We start from the raw sequence: 13,999 nt of genomic DNA on the forward strand, positions 1-13,999 counted from the left end.
GAAACTCATATTTATTAACATGTTTAAGTCAAAAATTGGCGGGATTCCTCATGAGGGAGAAGTGCGGCGTCTTTGCAGCTGTTGCCGAGAACGCCCCCAAGAAAGCCTACTACGCACTCATAGCCCTACAGCACAGGGGACAGGAGAGCGCGGGGATAAGTGCCTGGAGGCACAGGATAAAAACCGTGGCCGGCCGAGGGCTCGTTTCGGAGGTCTTCAGGAACGGCGAGATAGCGAAGCTGAGATCCAAGATGGTAATAGCCCACGTCCGGTATTCCACCTCCGGCTCCCTCACGGAAACCCAGCCGCTGGAAACCGGCTGCTGCGGAAGGACAATAGCGATAGCCCACAACGGAACCCTCACAAATTTCCTTCCCCTCCGGCGGCACTACGAACGGCTGGGAGTTAAGTTCAGACACTCGGTGGATTCTGAGCTGCTGGGTATCTCTTTTCTCTGGCATCTAAAAGAGACGGGAGATGAGTTTGAGGCTATGAAGGCTGTCTTTGAGGAGGTCAAAGGGGCATACTCCATGGCCCTTCTCTTCGACGGGAAGATACTCGTCGCCAGGGATCCGGTCGGCTTTAGGCCATTAAGCTACGGGAGTGGAGACGGCCACTATTTCGCCTCGGAGGATTCCGCGCTGAGGCTCTTCGTGGAGGAGGTGAGGGACGTCAGGCCGGGGGAGGTCTTCCTCCTCTCGGAGGATGAAATCGAAAGCAGGGTCGTGGCGACGGGGGAGCGCCGCGGTTGCGTATTTGAGTACATATACTTCGCCCGTCCGGACAGCACTATAGACGGCGTTAACGTCTATACCGCAAGGGTCAGGATGGGGGAGGAACTGGCAAAGGAGAGCCCGGCCGACGGAGACGTCGTCATAGCCGTGCCGGATTCGGGGAGGGCTTCAGCTTTGGGCTTCTCCAGGATCAGCGGGGTTCCCTACTCGGAGGGCCTCATAAAGAACCGCTACATAGGGAGGACGTTCATAACCCCCGGGCAGTTCTACCGCGAGCTGAAGGTTAAGCTCAAGCTCTCGCCGGTGAGGGGGGTAATAGAGGGCAAGAGCGTCGTTCTTGTTGATGACTCAATCGTCAGGGGGACCACCATGAAGCGCATCGTGGCAATGCTTAGAAGGGCTGGCGCGAGGGAGGTGCACGTGAGGATTGCCTCACCTCCGATAAGGTACCCGTGCTACATGGGGGTGGACATTCCTACGAGGCACGAACTCATAGCGGCATTTGGAAGCGTTGAGAAGGTGAGGGAATCCATAGGGGCCGACAGCCTGGCTTACCTCAGCGTCGATGGGCTGAAAAAGGCCGTTGGGAGGAGGGACCTCTGTCTGGCATGCCTAACCGGGGAGTATCCGGAGTGGGCGTTTAGGTTTTAGAATATATCTCCTTCAGGGCCTCCACAACTTTATCACTGAAGTACACGCCTTTACGCCTTAGCTTTCCGATTAATGAATCAAGATCCTCATCTAGAATTCCCTTTTTCTTGGCCATGAAGAGAACCGCGAGACTTCCGGCAACTTTAAGGCCAAGGGACTTCGCTATTATCCTCGGAATCTTCTCGTCAAGGAGCAGAAGAGAAGCGTTTAGCTCCCTTGCAAGCACTATGGCCTCAGCCTCTCCCCTCTCGATTTCCCTCTCAAGGATTTCAACGCCGAGAGTGTCCCTGACTTCAATAACTTCAACCCACTTGGCGTTTTTAACTTCTTCCGAACCTGGCTTTCCCTCACCGCGTTCTACGACCTCTATCCATACTGCCTTTGGAATAACCACCGTCCCAAACAGGTCGTGTAAGACGTGAAGCTTCCCTATCTTTGCGAGGGCTATAAGCGGACCAGAATCGGCGACAACGATCATAGTAACCCCTCAAGGGTCTCAATGTCCTCTTGAAGGTCGTTCTCATCGTAATTCAGAGAGACACCCCGGGAAGCGAGGAGCTCCATCATCTCCCATCTGCTAATCCCGGCTATTTCGGCGGCTTTTCCAAGGCTAACGATGCCCTCGCGGTACAGCTCGATGGCCAAGTATACCCGAACCGCCCGCGAAAGTTCTCTCTCATCAAGGCGGAGGATTCTCATGAGATCCGAGGGAACCTTGACAATAACTTCTCCCATAATAACCACCAAAAGAAATAGAGCCGAACCCTCCTAAAAACATAACGTTCCCCTCATCTGGGAATACTCGGAGTGGGCTTTCCGCTTTTGAGCTTCCTTAACCTAGCCGCGGAGAACTTGAGCTCCGGCGTTCCTGCTTTGTTCAGAGCCGGACTCGTTATTTTGTTCGCCTTGAAGTGGAAGGGAACCGCAACGACACCCGGGGGAATACCTCCAAGCTTGGCCCTCATTCTAATCTTTCCGCGCCTAGTCTCGATCTCCACCCAGTCGCCGTCGTTGATTCCGAGCCTCTCCGCGTCGCTCCTGTTTATCATCACCCTGGGCTCCCCCATAAGCCTGACGAGCGATGGGCTCCTGAGGGTCATTTCACCGGTGTTGTAGTGGCTTATCAGCCTGATTGTGGTGAGGATGAAGGGATACTCGTAGTCCTGCCTCTCCCAGGGCTGCACCTGCTCCACAGCGATGAACCTGGCCTTTCCGTCTGGAGTTGGGAACTCCCAGGTGTGGAGCCTCTTCTTCGGAAGGAATATCCCCTCTGAGTTCTTCAGCTCCTCAACGCTCCTTTCCTCCAGTGAGGGGAATAGGCGGAAGTATTCAGCTGTTATTTCCTCAACGCTCGAATAGTTGAACCCGGGCAAACCGAGGGCCCTGCCGAGCATGGTAAGTATCTCCCAGTCGGGCTTGGAATCACCCATCGGCTCGCAGATCTTATGGCTCCACTGAATCCTTCTTTCGCTGTTCATGTAGCTTCCGGACTTTTCGCAGAAGGCCGAAGCCGGCAAGACGTAGTGGGCGTAGCGGGCAGTCCTGCTCATGAAAACGTCCTGAACAACGAGGAGGTCGAGCTTTCTGAGGGCATCTCTCACCCTGAGGAAGTCCGCCTCACTGACGGCAGGGTTTTCCCCGACTATGTAGAGCGCCTTAATATCGTTGCTCTCTATCGCATCCCAGAGCTCCGTGAGGTAGAGCCCGCGCTCCGTCGGGAGGTCCTCCACGCCCCATATCTTCGCCACGCGCTTCCTGAACCTCTCGTCGGTCAGCGGGACGTAGCCCGGTAGGAACTCGCTCAGCGCACCCATGTATGCCGCTCCCTGGACGTTGTTCTGACCGCGCATCGGGTAGAGGCCGCCCTTTTCCCCGATGTAGCCCAGGAGGAGTGCTATGTCTATAACGGCCATGACATTCTCAACGCCTGAAACGTGCTGGGTGAGCCCCATACCCCACATTATCGCGCCGCTTCCGGCCAAGGCAAAGGTTCTCGCAACTTTGCGGATCACTTCGGCCGGAATTCCCGTTACCTTCTCCGCGTACCCCGGAATGTACTTCATTACAGCCATCCTCACCTCGGAAAAGCCGGCGGTTCTGGTCTTTATGAACCCCTCATCGTAGAGCTCCTCCCGGATTATGACGTTCATCATGGCATTCGCGAGGGCTATGTCGGTCCCCGGACGGATGATGAGCCTATAGTCCGCGAAGGCCATCGTCCTGGTTTCCCTGACGTCGACGACGATTATTTTGGCCCCATTCCTCTTGGCCCTCAGAATGTAGTCCATGACAACCGGGTGGGTCTCCGCCGGATTGTAGCCCCAGATGAGTATTGCCCCGAACCCCTCAAGGTCCTCGTAGGGGTTGGTCTGTGCCCCAGCCCCAACGGTCATCTTGAGGGCGTGAACACTCGCCTCGTGGCAGAGACGGGCACAGTTGTCTATGTTGTTGGTGCCGAAGAGCCTCGCTATCTTCTGGAGGAGGTAGTTTTCCTCGTTGCTCACCTTGGACGATGCCATGAACGCTACAGCGTCAGCACCGTACAGCTCGCGGATTTCGAGGAGCTTGCCCGCTATCTCCCCAATTGCCCTTCCCCAGCTTATCGGCCTCATCCGGCTCTTCTCACGCTTCAGGGGGCGCTTGAGCCTGTCCCCTGAAAGAACGAACTCCGTCGCGTGGAGACCCTTGGGGCAGAGCTTACCCCTGTTGGGCTCACCACCGTAAGGCTTTACTTTCATTGTTCTGGTGTCAACGAGAAGCCTGCAGCCAAAGCCGCAGTAGGGACAGACGACAGTCCTAAGTCCATCCACGATACCACCAATAAGCATTTGAATGGCAAAGATAAAAAGCTTTCTGGAGAAAATTGATGAAAAAATGTTCAGATTATATCGCCTTCTCCAGGAAGTATTCGTGAACCCTTGTGTCCTCCGTTAGCTCCGGATGGAACTCCAGCCCGATTACGTTGCCGGCCTCGACTCCAACGACCCTGTCGCCGAACCAGGCTATCGGCCTGACCTTATCGTTCAGGAGTTCGACTATCCTTGGAGCGCGGATGAAGACGCCGGGGAAGGGCTCGTCGCTGAAGGCCAGATTTATCGGTGCCTCGAAGCTGTCCACCTGCCTGCCGTAGGCGTTTCTGTTAACCCTGACGTCGAGAAGCCCGAGGAACCTCTGCTCCGGCGTTGCACCGATTACCTCCTTCGAGAGCATTATTAGACCGGCACAGGTGCCCATTATGGGTAGACCTTCCTCACCGAGCTTTTTGATGGGTTCAAAAAGGCCGTTCTTCACCATGAGCTTCGATATCGTCGTGCTCTCGCCGCCGGGGATTATGACCGCGGAGACCCCTTCCAGTTGCCCCGGTTTCCTTAGCCAGACCACCTCTCCGGTGACGCTGAGGTTTTTCAGGGCATTCCTTGCAGCTTCGATGTGCTCGCCCACGTCGCCCTGAAGGCCGATAACACCCACCTTGACCATTCCCACCACCCCATTGAAAAGGCAAAAGAAAAGAAATCAGACGCCCCTCTCCTCAAGGCGAACCTCCAGCTCTTCAATGTCCCTGCCGCGCATCGGCTCGCCGATTTCCCTGCTTATCTCGGCCAGGACATCGGGTTCATCCCAATGGTTGACGGCCTCAACTATGGCCCTCGCCATCTTCTCTGGGTTGGAGCTCTTGAAGATTCCCGAGCCGACGAAGACACCGTCCATTCCCATCCCCATCATGAGTGCCGCGTCGGCCGGGGTGGCGACCCCTCCAGCCGCGAAGTTAACGACCGGAAGGCGGCCAAGCTTCTTTATCTCCAGGAGAATCCTGTAGAGCCCCTCAACTATCTCGCCGTAGGTGTAGTGGCCGTAAACCGGCTCATTTTCGAGTATCTGCTTGGGAATTCCGCTGATGTCCTTTATGCTGGCGGCCAGCCTCAGGTAGGGCTCGGCGAATCTCTCGGCTATGATGTATACCTGCTCGTCAGTCATGCGCTGGATGAGCCTTATGTTGTCTGCGACGAGGCGGACGTGTCTTACTGCCTCGACGATGTTGCCGGTTCCGGCCTCACCCTTGGTTCTGATCATGGCCGAGCCTTCCCATATCCTCCTGACGGCCTCGCCGAGGTTCCTGGCGCCGCAGACGAAGGGGACGCTGAATTCCCTCTTGTCTATGTGGAAATATGGATCGGCGGGCGTCAGAACCTCGCTTTCATCTATCATGTCGACGCCAAGGGCCTCAAGGATTTTTGCCTCGGCCACGTGGCCGATCCTTACCTTTGCCATGACCGGGATCGTCACCGCGTCCATTATCTCCTGGATCTTCTCAACGGGGGCCATCCTGGCAACGCCGCCGGCCTTTCTTATGTCCGCGGGAACCATGTGGAGCGCCATGACAGAAACCGCGCCGGCTTCCTCGGCTATTCTGGCCTGCTCAGCGTTGGTGACGTCCAGGATGACGCCGCCCTTAACCATCTTGGCAAAGCCCCTCTTCAGCCTCTCAGTTCCCTTTCTCTCAATAACCTCAAGCTTCCCCATGGGCACCACCATTTCAAGTTATGACTTGCAATGTTATTCAAGAAAAAACTTGAATATAAACCTTGCCGCGGAAAAGCCGCACCAGCCCCCAAGAAACTTCAGGAAAAATAAGGCAGCACAGAAAAGCCCTCGTTCAGGTCTTTCCAATTATCTCAAGGCTGACGTCGAAGTTCTTGACGGAGTGCGTGAGGTAGCCGAGGCTTATGATATCAATGTCGAGCCTGGCGTACTCCTCGATGTTTTCGGGGGTTATTCCGCCGGAGACCTCGATCTTCACCCTATCGCGGAGGCCCTCGCGCTTTAGAGTCGCTATCGTCTCGGCTATTTCAGCCGGGCTCATGTTGTCGAGCATCACGACATCGGCACCGGCCCTTGCCGCTTTGAGGGCATCCTCAAGGGTCTCGACCTCCACCTCGACAACCTTGTAGAGGCTGAAGGCCTTGGCGCGCCTTATGGCCTCCTCCAACGGAACCAGCGCGAGATGGTTGTCCTTTATGAGCATCGCGTCGCTCAGCGAGAATCGGTGGGGCTCGCCGCCGCCGATGAGTATCGCCCTCTTATCCAGCGGCTTGAGGAGGGTCTTCCTCGTTCCAGCAACGCGGACCTTGGGATTCACGGCCTTAACCCTGTCCACCAGCCTTCTGACCTCGGTAGCAATGCCGCTCATCCTGCCCATTACGTTCAAAGCGGTTCTCTCGACGAGGAGTATGGAGCGTGCGTTCCCTTCGAGCTCAAGGATGGTATCTCCCTTCCTCACTCTCTCCCCGTCATGTTTTCTAGTCTCAACTTCAACCCCGAAGTGCTCGAACAGAGCTTTAGCTTCCTCAACGCCCGCTATAACCCCTTCCTGCTTCGCGATAATTACGGCCCTAGCATTGATTCCCTCCGGAACCACCGCCTCGCTCGTGACGTCGCCGAAGGGAGCGTCCTCCTCAAGGAACCTGAGCAGATAGGAAAGGGAGACCATAAAGTTTCCCTCCAAACTTGACAAAAATCTCGGAATCTTTCCTTCTCAACTTAACACCTCAGCTCATCTCCAGCATCCTCTCTATGGCCTTCCTGGCCTTCCGGGCTATCTCCTCCGGCACTTCAACCTCATACTTCATGTCCCTGAGGGCCTCGTATATGTGGTTGAGCGTTATGGCCTTCATTCCTATGCAGACCGCATCCTCCTTAGCCGGGTGGAACTTGATATCGGGGTAGAGCTTCCCGAGCCTGTACACCATCTCATGCTCCGTGAAGACGACCCACTCGTTCCACTCCCTTGCGCGCCTTATCATCCCTCCGGTGGAGACTATGATGTCCGCCTTTTCCTGAACTTCCGGCTCGCACTCCGGGTGAACCATCAGCTTGGCGTTGGGGTAGAGCTTCCTAGCGCGTTCGACGTCCTCAAGGGTGAACTGCCTGTGCACGTAGCAGTGCCCGTACTCTGGCACGGGAATAACCTTCTTGCCGGTCTGTTTGGCCACGTAGTTCGCCAAGTTCTTATCCGGCCCGAAGATGATGACATCGGAATCGAGCTTTTCAACTATCCTGACCGCGTTGGCCGAGGTTACGGTCACGTCGGCGTAGGCCTTGGTCTCGGCCGTTGTGTTGACGTAGAGAACCACCGGAGCGTTCGGATACTGCTCCTTGGCCCTGAGGATGTGCTCGACCTTCAGCATGTTGGCCATGGCGCAGGTTGCCCGCTTGCTCGGAAGCAGGACCCTCTTCTCGGGGTTGAGGATTTTGGCAGTTTCTGCCATGAAGTCCACTCCCGCGAAGACTATGACGTCGGAATCAACGTTGACGGCCTTCCTCGCGAGCTCAAGGCTGTCGCCGAGGAAATCGGCTATGTCCTGGATTTCAGGCAGCTGGTAGTTGTGGGCCATGATTATAGCGTTGCGCTCCTCCTTCAGGCGTTCAATCTCCCGCACGAGTTCTTCAATTTTCATGGTCTCACCTCACCTGATTAGGGTACAGCCGGAGAATTAAAAGGTTGTTGGCCACCTTTAGTTAGAGCCTGCACCTTCCGTCGAAGAAGCTCGGTCTCTCGAAGACCTTCCTCATAACCGGAAAGTCCTCGCGGTAGTGGGCGCCCCTGCTTTCTTCCCTCGCCAAGGCACACTCCATGACGCCCCCGGCGAGGAGTTTGAGCCTCGGGTCTGCCTCAACCGAATCGAGCTTCCTCAGGCCTTCCCTCAAAAAGGGGCCGCTCCTCACAATGCCAGCATGCTCCCAAAGTACTTCCCTGATGGAATCGACGTCCCCCAGTGAATCAAAGCGGTATGGAATCTCCCGAACCTCGCCGAGCTTCGGCCTCTCCCTCGCTATCGTTCTGGCCACTTCCAGACCCGAAACAATGCACTCAAGGAGCGAGTTGCTGGCCAGTCTGTTCGCGCCGTGGAAGCCGTTGCTCATGGCCTCCCCAACGGCGTAGAGGTTCTCGATTGCCGTTCTGTACCAGATGTCAACCGCTATCCCGCCGATGGTGTAGTGGGCTATCGGGGAGACCGGGATTAGGTCTTCAGCCGGATCGATGCCGTCCTTCCTCAGGAAAGCGTATATCTGGGGGAAGCTTTTCTTGAAGTCTTCTATCGAGGTGGCGTCAAGATAAACGGTTTTCCCAGATTGCATCTGGCGGTAGATTGCCCTCGCGACGATGTCCCTCGTGGAGAGCTCGTTGACGAAGCGTTCGCCGTCCTCCGTCACCAGCCTCGCCCCCGCACCGCGGACGGCCTCGCTGATGAGTTTAACTCCCGATTTCCCCAGGTAGCCGGTCGGGTGGAACTGTATAAACTCAAGGTCCCTGGCGAGAGCGCCCTTCATAACCGCATCCCCGATGAGAAGGCCGGTAGTTAGAGGGGAGCCCGCGGTGTATTTGAAGAGCCCCGCAAAGCCCCCCGTTGCTATCACAGTCGCGTCGAACTTCATGAGCTCCCCCCCGAGAAAGGCCCCGTAGGCTTTCCTCTCGCTTACGGCGAGCTCTTCAGCAAAGCCCTCAACGAAGTGCACTCCCGCCTCTTTAGCGGCCATGTGAAGAACCTTCATCATGTGCTTTCCGGTCTCGTTCCTTATCGTGAAAACGCGGTGGAAGGAGTGACCGCCTTCGGTCTCGCTGGTCTCGAACTCGACGCCGATTGAGGTTAAAAAGTCGTAGGCCCCGCTCGCCTTTGAGATTACGCTCCAGACAACCTCTTCATCGTTGAGGTACTTGCCTGCCCTGATGGTGTCCAGAACGTGAGCTTTAGGAGAATCACCGTCGAGGATGGGAAAGGCTATCCCGGCCTGGGCGAGGTATGAGTTAGTGTTTTTGAACCCCTTTCCGATGACAGTGACGTCAAAGCCACGCCTCGCGAGGGCTATTGCGGCGGTCAACCCAGCGGCACCGCTCCCGATGATTCCAACGCTGGCCATAGCTCTCCCCAGGCTGGACTGGGAGAAACGCCTTATAAGGTTTTCAAAAAGATAAGGAAGGAATCACTTCCCAACCGGATAGTTGGGAGCTTCGTTGGTGATGAAGATGTCGTGCGGGTGGCTCTCCCTGACGCCGGCCTGGGTTATGACCACGAACTCACCCTTTTCCTTGAGCTCGGCTATGCTTGAAGCCCCAACGTAGCCCATTCCGGAGCGAAGACCGCCGACGAGCTGGTAGAGGACGTCGCTCACGCTCCCCTTGTAGGGGACAACTCCCTCAACTCCCTCCGGTACGAACTTCCTGGTCTTCATGTGCCCCTTCTGGTAGTACCTCTCAGCCCCGCCTTTCATCATCGCCCCAAGGGAGCCCATGCCGCGGTACTGCTTGTATTTCCTCCCGTTTATGACGACCTCCTTGCCCGGGGCCTCCTTCGTTCCGGCCAGGAGGGAGCCCAGCATTACCGCGTCAGCTCCCGCCGCTATTGCCTTGACTATGTCGCCGGAGTAGCGGATTCCGCCGTCGGCTATGACGTGGAGCCCGTACTCCTGGGCCCTGTCTGCCACGAGGGCTATTGCCGTAACCTGTGGAACTCCAACGCCAGCCACTACGCGTGTGGTGCATATGCTCCCGGGCCCTATTCCGACCTTGACGGCATCGGCAAAGGTGAGGTCGTCAACCGCTTTGGGGTTGGCGATGTTTCCGACTATCAGGTCGGCATCGACGGCTTTCCTTATCTCCTTCATGGCCCTTATGGCCTTAAGATTGTGGGCGTGGGCCGTATCAACGACGATTACATCAACACCTGCTCGGTCAAGGGCCTTGGCGCGCTCGATGTCGAAGGGACCCACCGCCGCGGCAACCAAGAGGTCACCGTTTTCATCCTTTACCGCGTTCCTGTACTTCTTCCTCATCATAAGGTCGCTCATCGTGATTATCCCCACGAGGCGGCCTTTCTCATCGACGACCGGGAGGCGGGCTATTCTGTTGGCAACCATCGTATCAAGGGCTTCCTCCACTGAAACGTCCTCGCCGACGGTTATGACCTCGCCGGTCATGACCTCCCTCACAAGGCTGCCCTCTTTGGCCGCTATGTCCTTCTTGGTAACGATGCCGACTATTCTGCCGTCCTCACCAACGACCGGAAGGCCATCGATGTCGTTTCTCTCCATGAGGAAGAGCGCGTAGTCGAGGGTCTCATCGGGGCCTATGGTGATGACGTCCTCGACTATGAAGCGCTCGGCGCGCTTGACTTTCCTCACCATCTCGACCTGCTCCTCAATGCTCATGTTCCTGTGGATAACTCCCAGGCCGCCTTCCCTTGCCATCGCAACGGCCATCTCCCACTCGGTTACCGTGTCCATCGCCGCGCTGAGGATCGGTATCTTGAGCTTCACGTTGGGGGTTATCCGGGTCGAGACGTCAACGTCCTTGGGCTCGACTTCGGTCGCCTGCGGTATCAGAAGAACGTCATCGAAGGTGTACTCCTTAATAGCATTAACAAGTTTGTGTTCAAATTTTCCCATTTTTGCCTGACCTCCACGTCCTTTTTAACATGAACCTGGCATGGGTTTTTAAGGGTTTCCCACCCCTCCAACCGAACCGTTATCGGTCGTCGGGGCAAAACTCCGAACTTCCAACTGTATTCATCCGGATTTTACAAACGTAAAGCTTTTAAAGCCAGGGCACCTCTCCCCAGCGGTGATGTCCATGAACCTTGCAAAGGCACTCGCCCACCTGGCTCCCATAGCCATAGCGGCACTCATCCTCATAATTGCCTGACGATAATCCATCATCCGATTTCATTGTTTGACGGTCATTCAAAATTTTGCCCATTCTTTTTCTTATCCAGACAAAATGACGGGGAAACTTGGAAAAAATTAAAATAGTCAAACGCACCCCTTAACCGTGGTGATACCCATGGAGGCAGCGGTAAGGTTGAACATAAGGGGGGAGGGCCAAACCCTCCGCTGATGTAAGCCTTAAGAAGGGTCTTGGTTTTGAGGAGCTGTTGGGCGAAATCCTGAAGGAAGGTCTCTTCTGGGCGGCCCTCGGCCGGCCGTCGGAGGTCATGCCGTTTCTGAGGGGCAAGCTCTTGAGCAACGGCATCGGTGTTGACAACGGGCGCAGGGAATACCTGGAGTACCTGCTCGACGACCTGGAAAGGTTCTACAAGAGGGTGTCGTGGAGCGGGGAAATTGAAAAACGCCACTGGAAGGCCCTAAAGTCATTCCACAGGGACATAGTTTCGGTGATTTTCTCCGAGAGGGCTTAGCTTTTTAACCCCTCTTTCTCTGCTTGTCATTTATCTTCTTCTCGCCTTAGCTATCCCTCCGATAAAGAGCAGTACAAAGGTCACGCCGAGGAGGCTTAACCAGCGAATCATCACCCGATTCACCGGGAGTTTAATGGGTTTAAGCGTATATCCATCAAAGTAGGCTAACTCTTTCCCATTTGAGAGCAGACAACCGTTGCTGCAATCGGCCAGTATAACGTTAAAGGGAATTTTGAGGCTTTTTCCATCGTAGCTTAACAGGGTGCCGTTGATTGTGACGTCTTTTCCGTTTAACTTCAACGGCGATTTAACAACCTGCCTTCCCTTAAAAACAATCTGGGGATAATTTCGCCGGCAGGTTCCCGTCAGGTTTGAGGAGTTACCGATTTTTTCAACGCCCTTCCGAGATACGAGAAAGTAATTCAGGGTTCTCTCGTGACAGCTCCGAGAGTAGTTTCCCGTTCTGTTGCACCAGTACAGGTACTTCCTGACAACCCACTCTCCACCCTGATAGCCGAGAAGGTCGAGGTAAACGTGCTCCCCCTTCTCCTTGGCAAAGGAGTCAATGGGGATGAGCCAGTAGTTACCGTTTGGGGATATAATCTGGAGGTAGTACTTCCAGACCGAGGCGTTGTAGAAGATCACTTTAAACCAGTTGCTGTCCAGGGCGGCAAAGTGAGTGCCATTAAAGCACAGACCTCCCACGGAGAGGTTTGCAGGGGTTAGATTCCTGAAAACAAGGCGGGAACCGTTGAGGGCGATGAGAAAGAGCTCGCTCTGGTAGCTCATCGGGTCATTCCCCTCAATGAGATAACCGCTCGGCAGCTCCCATACTCCTAATAAATACAGCGAGCTATCAGGGCTTGGGGGAAAGACCCTGTAAATTTTATCGCCGACTATGGCGTACCAGTCGTAGTAATCTCCCCTCTGGGTTGACCAATCGGCCTCGAGGAACAGGTAGAACTTGCCGTTCCAGTAGATCTCACTGCCTACTCCCCAGTTGTCCGTCTCGGAGTAATTTCCCAGGAAATGAAGCTTCCCGTCGTAGATGTAGAGCCCGAAATCCTGGAGGTACGGCCCCTTTGAGAGGTTCCTGTAGAGGAGCACGCTGTCTCCAGTCGAGTGTATGAAGGTCAAGTTCGGGAAAGTTGCGTTCAAAAGCTTGAAGCCTTTTCCGGGCTCAAAAAACCAGAGCTGAGTTGTGTTGTTTGAGTGATGAGTCAAAACAAGAAAACCGTCGTGGTAGTGGATTATGCCAGTAATCTCCGGCTCGCTGGCCAGAACATTGGAAGAAATTAGAAAGCTCAAAAAGAAGAACACAAATACTGGCACAACACGCTCCTTCATCACTTCACCATCCTAGACAGTGGCTCCTCATCTCTTCAAAAGTGTTGCCTCTTTTGTCAAAATAATATGCCCTGTCTGACCACAAGTAACCCAGCGCCTCCCTCTGGGCCTTTACATAGTCGCAAGCATACTCCCAGTTGGCTTGATAATTTAAATCGCCATCTACTTCCATCTCGATGGAGACATTTGAAGGCATAAATTTGTGTATGTCCCTCAGAATGTTCACTAAAAGATTATAGGTGTATACTATGCCATGCTCTAGAAGTATCTTTTTAGTCTTGTTTTCGGTGTTGCGCATCTTTTTATTTGCAAAGTAGTAACCCGGCTGAATGAAAACCTTGTTGAAGTAGTTCGCTATATTGGGAACGTCCGTTTCATAAGCTACTGCCTCTAAAACATCCTGTTCCGATGAAAAATATCTGCTCACAAAGAGACTTCTCAAGCTTGGTATCCAGATAAACTGGTAATCCTGCCCGTATTCTCTTCTGTTCTCCATTATTCTACCCCATATAGCCTCTATCGTGTATCTACTCAGCTCTCCCGCTTGAATATACCTAATGTTTTCCAGTGACCAATAAAATCCCTTGAGTCTTGAACTACCCCAAGCGGCAGCACCATCAATCCAGCCAAGCCAATAGTTCAAGTCTCTGGCATGAGGCTTTTGTTGATATTTGAAGTATGGAATCTCCACAATGTAGTTTCTGCCACTTAACCACTGGTTTTCTATCTTCTCTATCAACTCTCCTGCATCATTGTATCCATTGTTGTATCCTGCTCCAGAATATTTGGTTGTGAGGCCCTCAGTTCCTCCTTCTCCCCCATCGGTAACGATGATGTAATCAAACTTCTGGTCGTTCCAATCACTTAGGACCTCGTACTCTGACCCGTTCCACTTATAATACCACAATCCCCAGGTCGCCATCTGAATCACCTTCAAACTTATCAACAAGAACTTTGGATAGTAGTATATAAACTTTTTCCACCCAATGGTTATTATTAACTAAGCACAGGTTAGCTTTTTAACCCCTCTTTCCTACTCCCCCAGGGATGATGAGGGAAGTTTCGTCCGAGCGGTGA

The 13,999-nt window shown here is 54.3% G+C and carries 14 protein-coding genes; 2 read left to right on the forward strand and 12 right to left on the reverse strand.

Features of this window, described 5'->3' with window-relative positions:
* Window positions 1–50: 50 nt before the first annotated feature.
* Entirely contained in the window at window positions 51–1,385 is a 1,335-nt protein-coding gene (purF, locus tag NUS69_RS07655) for an amidophosphoribosyltransferase (protein WP_258085046.1), read from the forward strand.
* On the opposite strand, the gene NUS69_RS07660 is transcribed toward purF, so the two are convergent.
* The 10 genes from NUS69_RS07660 to NUS69_RS07705 all read right to left on the reverse strand — a co-directional run bounded on the left by NUS69_RS07660 (window position 1,375) and on the right by NUS69_RS07705 (window position 11,096).
* The gene (locus NUS69_RS07660) at window positions 1,375–1,863 is read right to left on the reverse strand and encodes a DUF3368 domain-containing protein (RefSeq protein WP_258083231.1); all 489 of its coding nucleotides are present in this window, start codon (window positions 1,861–1,863) and stop codon (window positions 1,375–1,377) included. The genes purF and NUS69_RS07660 overlap by 11 nt on opposite strands.
* Window positions 1,860–2,120 (reverse strand): UPF0175 family protein, encoded by a 261-nt coding sequence (locus NUS69_RS07665; protein ID WP_258083232.1) that lies wholly within the window; start codon window positions 2,118–2,120, stop codon window positions 1,860–1,862. Before NUS69_RS07665 ends, NUS69_RS07660 begins: the two co-directional genes overlap by 4 nt.
* Window positions 2,121–2,173: 53 nt before the next feature.
* On the reverse strand, window positions 2,174–4,213 hold the full coding sequence (gene fdhF / locus NUS69_RS07670) for a formate dehydrogenase subunit alpha (protein ID WP_258083233.1): 2,040 nt from the start codon (window positions 4,211–4,213) through the stop codon (window positions 2,174–2,176).
* A gap of 55 nt (window positions 4,214–4,268) precedes the next feature.
* Window positions 4,269–4,862, reverse strand: a complete 594-nt coding sequence (gene pdxT / locus NUS69_RS07675; protein WP_258085047.1) for a pyridoxal 5'-phosphate synthase glutaminase subunit PdxT — start codon at window positions 4,860–4,862, stop codon at window positions 4,269–4,271.
* 36 nt (window positions 4,863–4,898) lie between these two features.
* A complete protein-coding gene (gene pdxS, locus NUS69_RS07680; RefSeq protein ID WP_258083234.1) occupies window positions 4,899–5,906 on the reverse strand; it encodes a pyridoxal 5'-phosphate synthase lyase subunit PdxS in 1,008 nt (335 codons plus the stop codon).
* A gap of 133 nt (window positions 5,907–6,039) precedes the next feature.
* Window positions 6,040–6,873: a carboxylating nicotinate-nucleotide diphosphorylase gene (nadC, locus tag NUS69_RS07685; protein ID WP_258083235.1), complete on the reverse strand. Its 834-nt coding sequence runs from the start codon at window positions 6,871–6,873 to the stop codon at window positions 6,040–6,042.
* 58 nt (window positions 6,874–6,931) lie between these two features.
* Window positions 6,932–7,840, reverse strand: a complete 909-nt coding sequence (gene nadA / locus NUS69_RS07690) for a quinolinate synthase NadA (protein WP_258083236.1) — start codon at window positions 7,838–7,840, stop codon at window positions 6,932–6,934.
* 61 nt (window positions 7,841–7,901) lie between these two features.
* Window positions 7,902–9,302: an L-aspartate oxidase gene (locus NUS69_RS07695; RefSeq protein WP_258083237.1), complete on the reverse strand. Its 1,401-nt coding sequence runs from the start codon at window positions 9,300–9,302 to the stop codon at window positions 7,902–7,904.
* Between the two features lie 63 nt (window positions 9,303–9,365).
* On the reverse strand, window positions 9,366–10,826 hold the full coding sequence (guaB, locus tag NUS69_RS07700) for an IMP dehydrogenase (RefSeq protein ID WP_258083238.1): 1,461 nt from the start codon (window positions 10,824–10,826) through the stop codon (window positions 9,366–9,368).
* A 120-nt stretch (window positions 10,827–10,946) separates the two neighbouring features.
* Complete coding sequence (locus tag NUS69_RS07705) at window positions 10,947–11,096, reverse strand: hypothetical protein (RefSeq protein WP_258083239.1); 150 nt, start codon at window positions 11,094–11,096, stop codon at window positions 10,947–10,949.
* Between the two features lie 215 nt (window positions 11,097–11,311).
* Between NUS69_RS07705 and NUS69_RS07710 the strand changes: the two genes are divergently transcribed.
* Window positions 11,312–11,575, forward strand: a complete 264-nt coding sequence (locus tag NUS69_RS07710) for a hypothetical protein (protein ID WP_308686501.1) — start codon at window positions 11,312–11,314, stop codon at window positions 11,573–11,575.
* Window positions 11,576–11,605: 30 nt separating this feature from the next.
* Here NUS69_RS07710 and NUS69_RS07715 read toward each other — a convergent pair whose 3' ends face one another.
* Complete coding sequence (locus NUS69_RS07715; protein WP_258083240.1) at window positions 11,606–12,922, reverse strand: hypothetical protein; 1,317 nt, start codon at window positions 12,920–12,922, stop codon at window positions 11,606–11,608.
* Between the two features lie 4 nt (window positions 12,923–12,926).
* Window positions 12,927–13,844, reverse strand: coding sequence for a hypothetical protein (locus NUS69_RS07720; protein WP_258083241.1), 918 nt, complete (start codon window positions 13,842–13,844; stop codon window positions 12,927–12,929).
* Window positions 13,845–13,999 lie beyond the last annotated feature (155 nt).

This window comes from Thermococcus thermotolerans, assembly GCF_024707485.1.
GTDB classification, from domain to species: domain Archaea; phylum Methanobacteriota_B; class Thermococci; order Thermococcales; family Thermococcaceae; genus Thermococcus; species Thermococcus thermotolerans.

Excerpts from the sequence above, each read along its gene's own strand:
- purF (WP_258085046.1), top strand. The coding sequence starts at position 51 with ATGAGGGAGAAGTGCGGCGTCTTTGCAGCTGTTGCCGAGAACGCCCCC.
- NUS69_RS07660 (WP_258083231.1), bottom strand. The coding sequence starts at position 1,863 with ATGATCGTTGTCGCCGATTCTGGTCCGCTTATAGCCCTCGCAAAGATA.
- NUS69_RS07665 (WP_258083232.1), bottom strand. The coding sequence starts at position 2,120 with ATGGGAGAAGTTATTGTCAAGGTTCCCTCGGATCTCATGAGAATCCTC.
- fdhF (WP_258083233.1), bottom strand. The coding sequence starts at position 4,213 with ATGCTTATTGGTGGTATCGTGGATGGACTTAGGACTGTCGTCTGTCCC.
- pdxT (WP_258085047.1), bottom strand. The coding sequence starts at position 4,862 with ATGGTCAAGGTGGGTGTTATCGGCCTTCAGGGCGACGTGGGCGAGCAC.
- pdxS (WP_258083234.1), bottom strand. The coding sequence starts at position 5,906 with ATGGGGAAGCTTGAGGTTATTGAGAGAAAGGGAACTGAGAGGCTGAAG.
- nadC (WP_258083235.1), bottom strand. The coding sequence starts at position 6,873 with ATGGTCTCCCTTTCCTATCTGCTCAGGTTCCTTGAGGAGGACGCTCCC.
- nadA (WP_258083236.1), bottom strand. The coding sequence starts at position 7,840 with ATGAAAATTGAAGAACTCGTGCGGGAGATTGAACGCCTGAAGGAGGAG.
- NUS69_RS07695 (WP_258083237.1), bottom strand. The coding sequence starts at position 9,302 with ATGGCCAGCGTTGGAATCATCGGGAGCGGTGCCGCTGGGTTGACCGCC.
- guaB (WP_258083238.1), bottom strand. The coding sequence starts at position 10,826 with ATGGGAAAATTTGAACACAAACTTGTTAATGCTATTAAGGAGTACACC.
- NUS69_RS07705 (WP_258083239.1), bottom strand. The coding sequence starts at position 11,096 with ATGATGGATTATCGTCAGGCAATTATGAGGATGAGTGCCGCTATGGCT.
- NUS69_RS07715 (WP_258083240.1), bottom strand. The coding sequence starts at position 12,922 with ATGAAGGAGCGTGTTGTGCCAGTATTTGTGTTCTTCTTTTTGAGCTTT.
- NUS69_RS07720 (WP_258083241.1), bottom strand. The coding sequence starts at position 13,844 with ATGGCGACCTGGGGATTGTGGTATTATAAGTGGAACGGGTCAGAGTAC.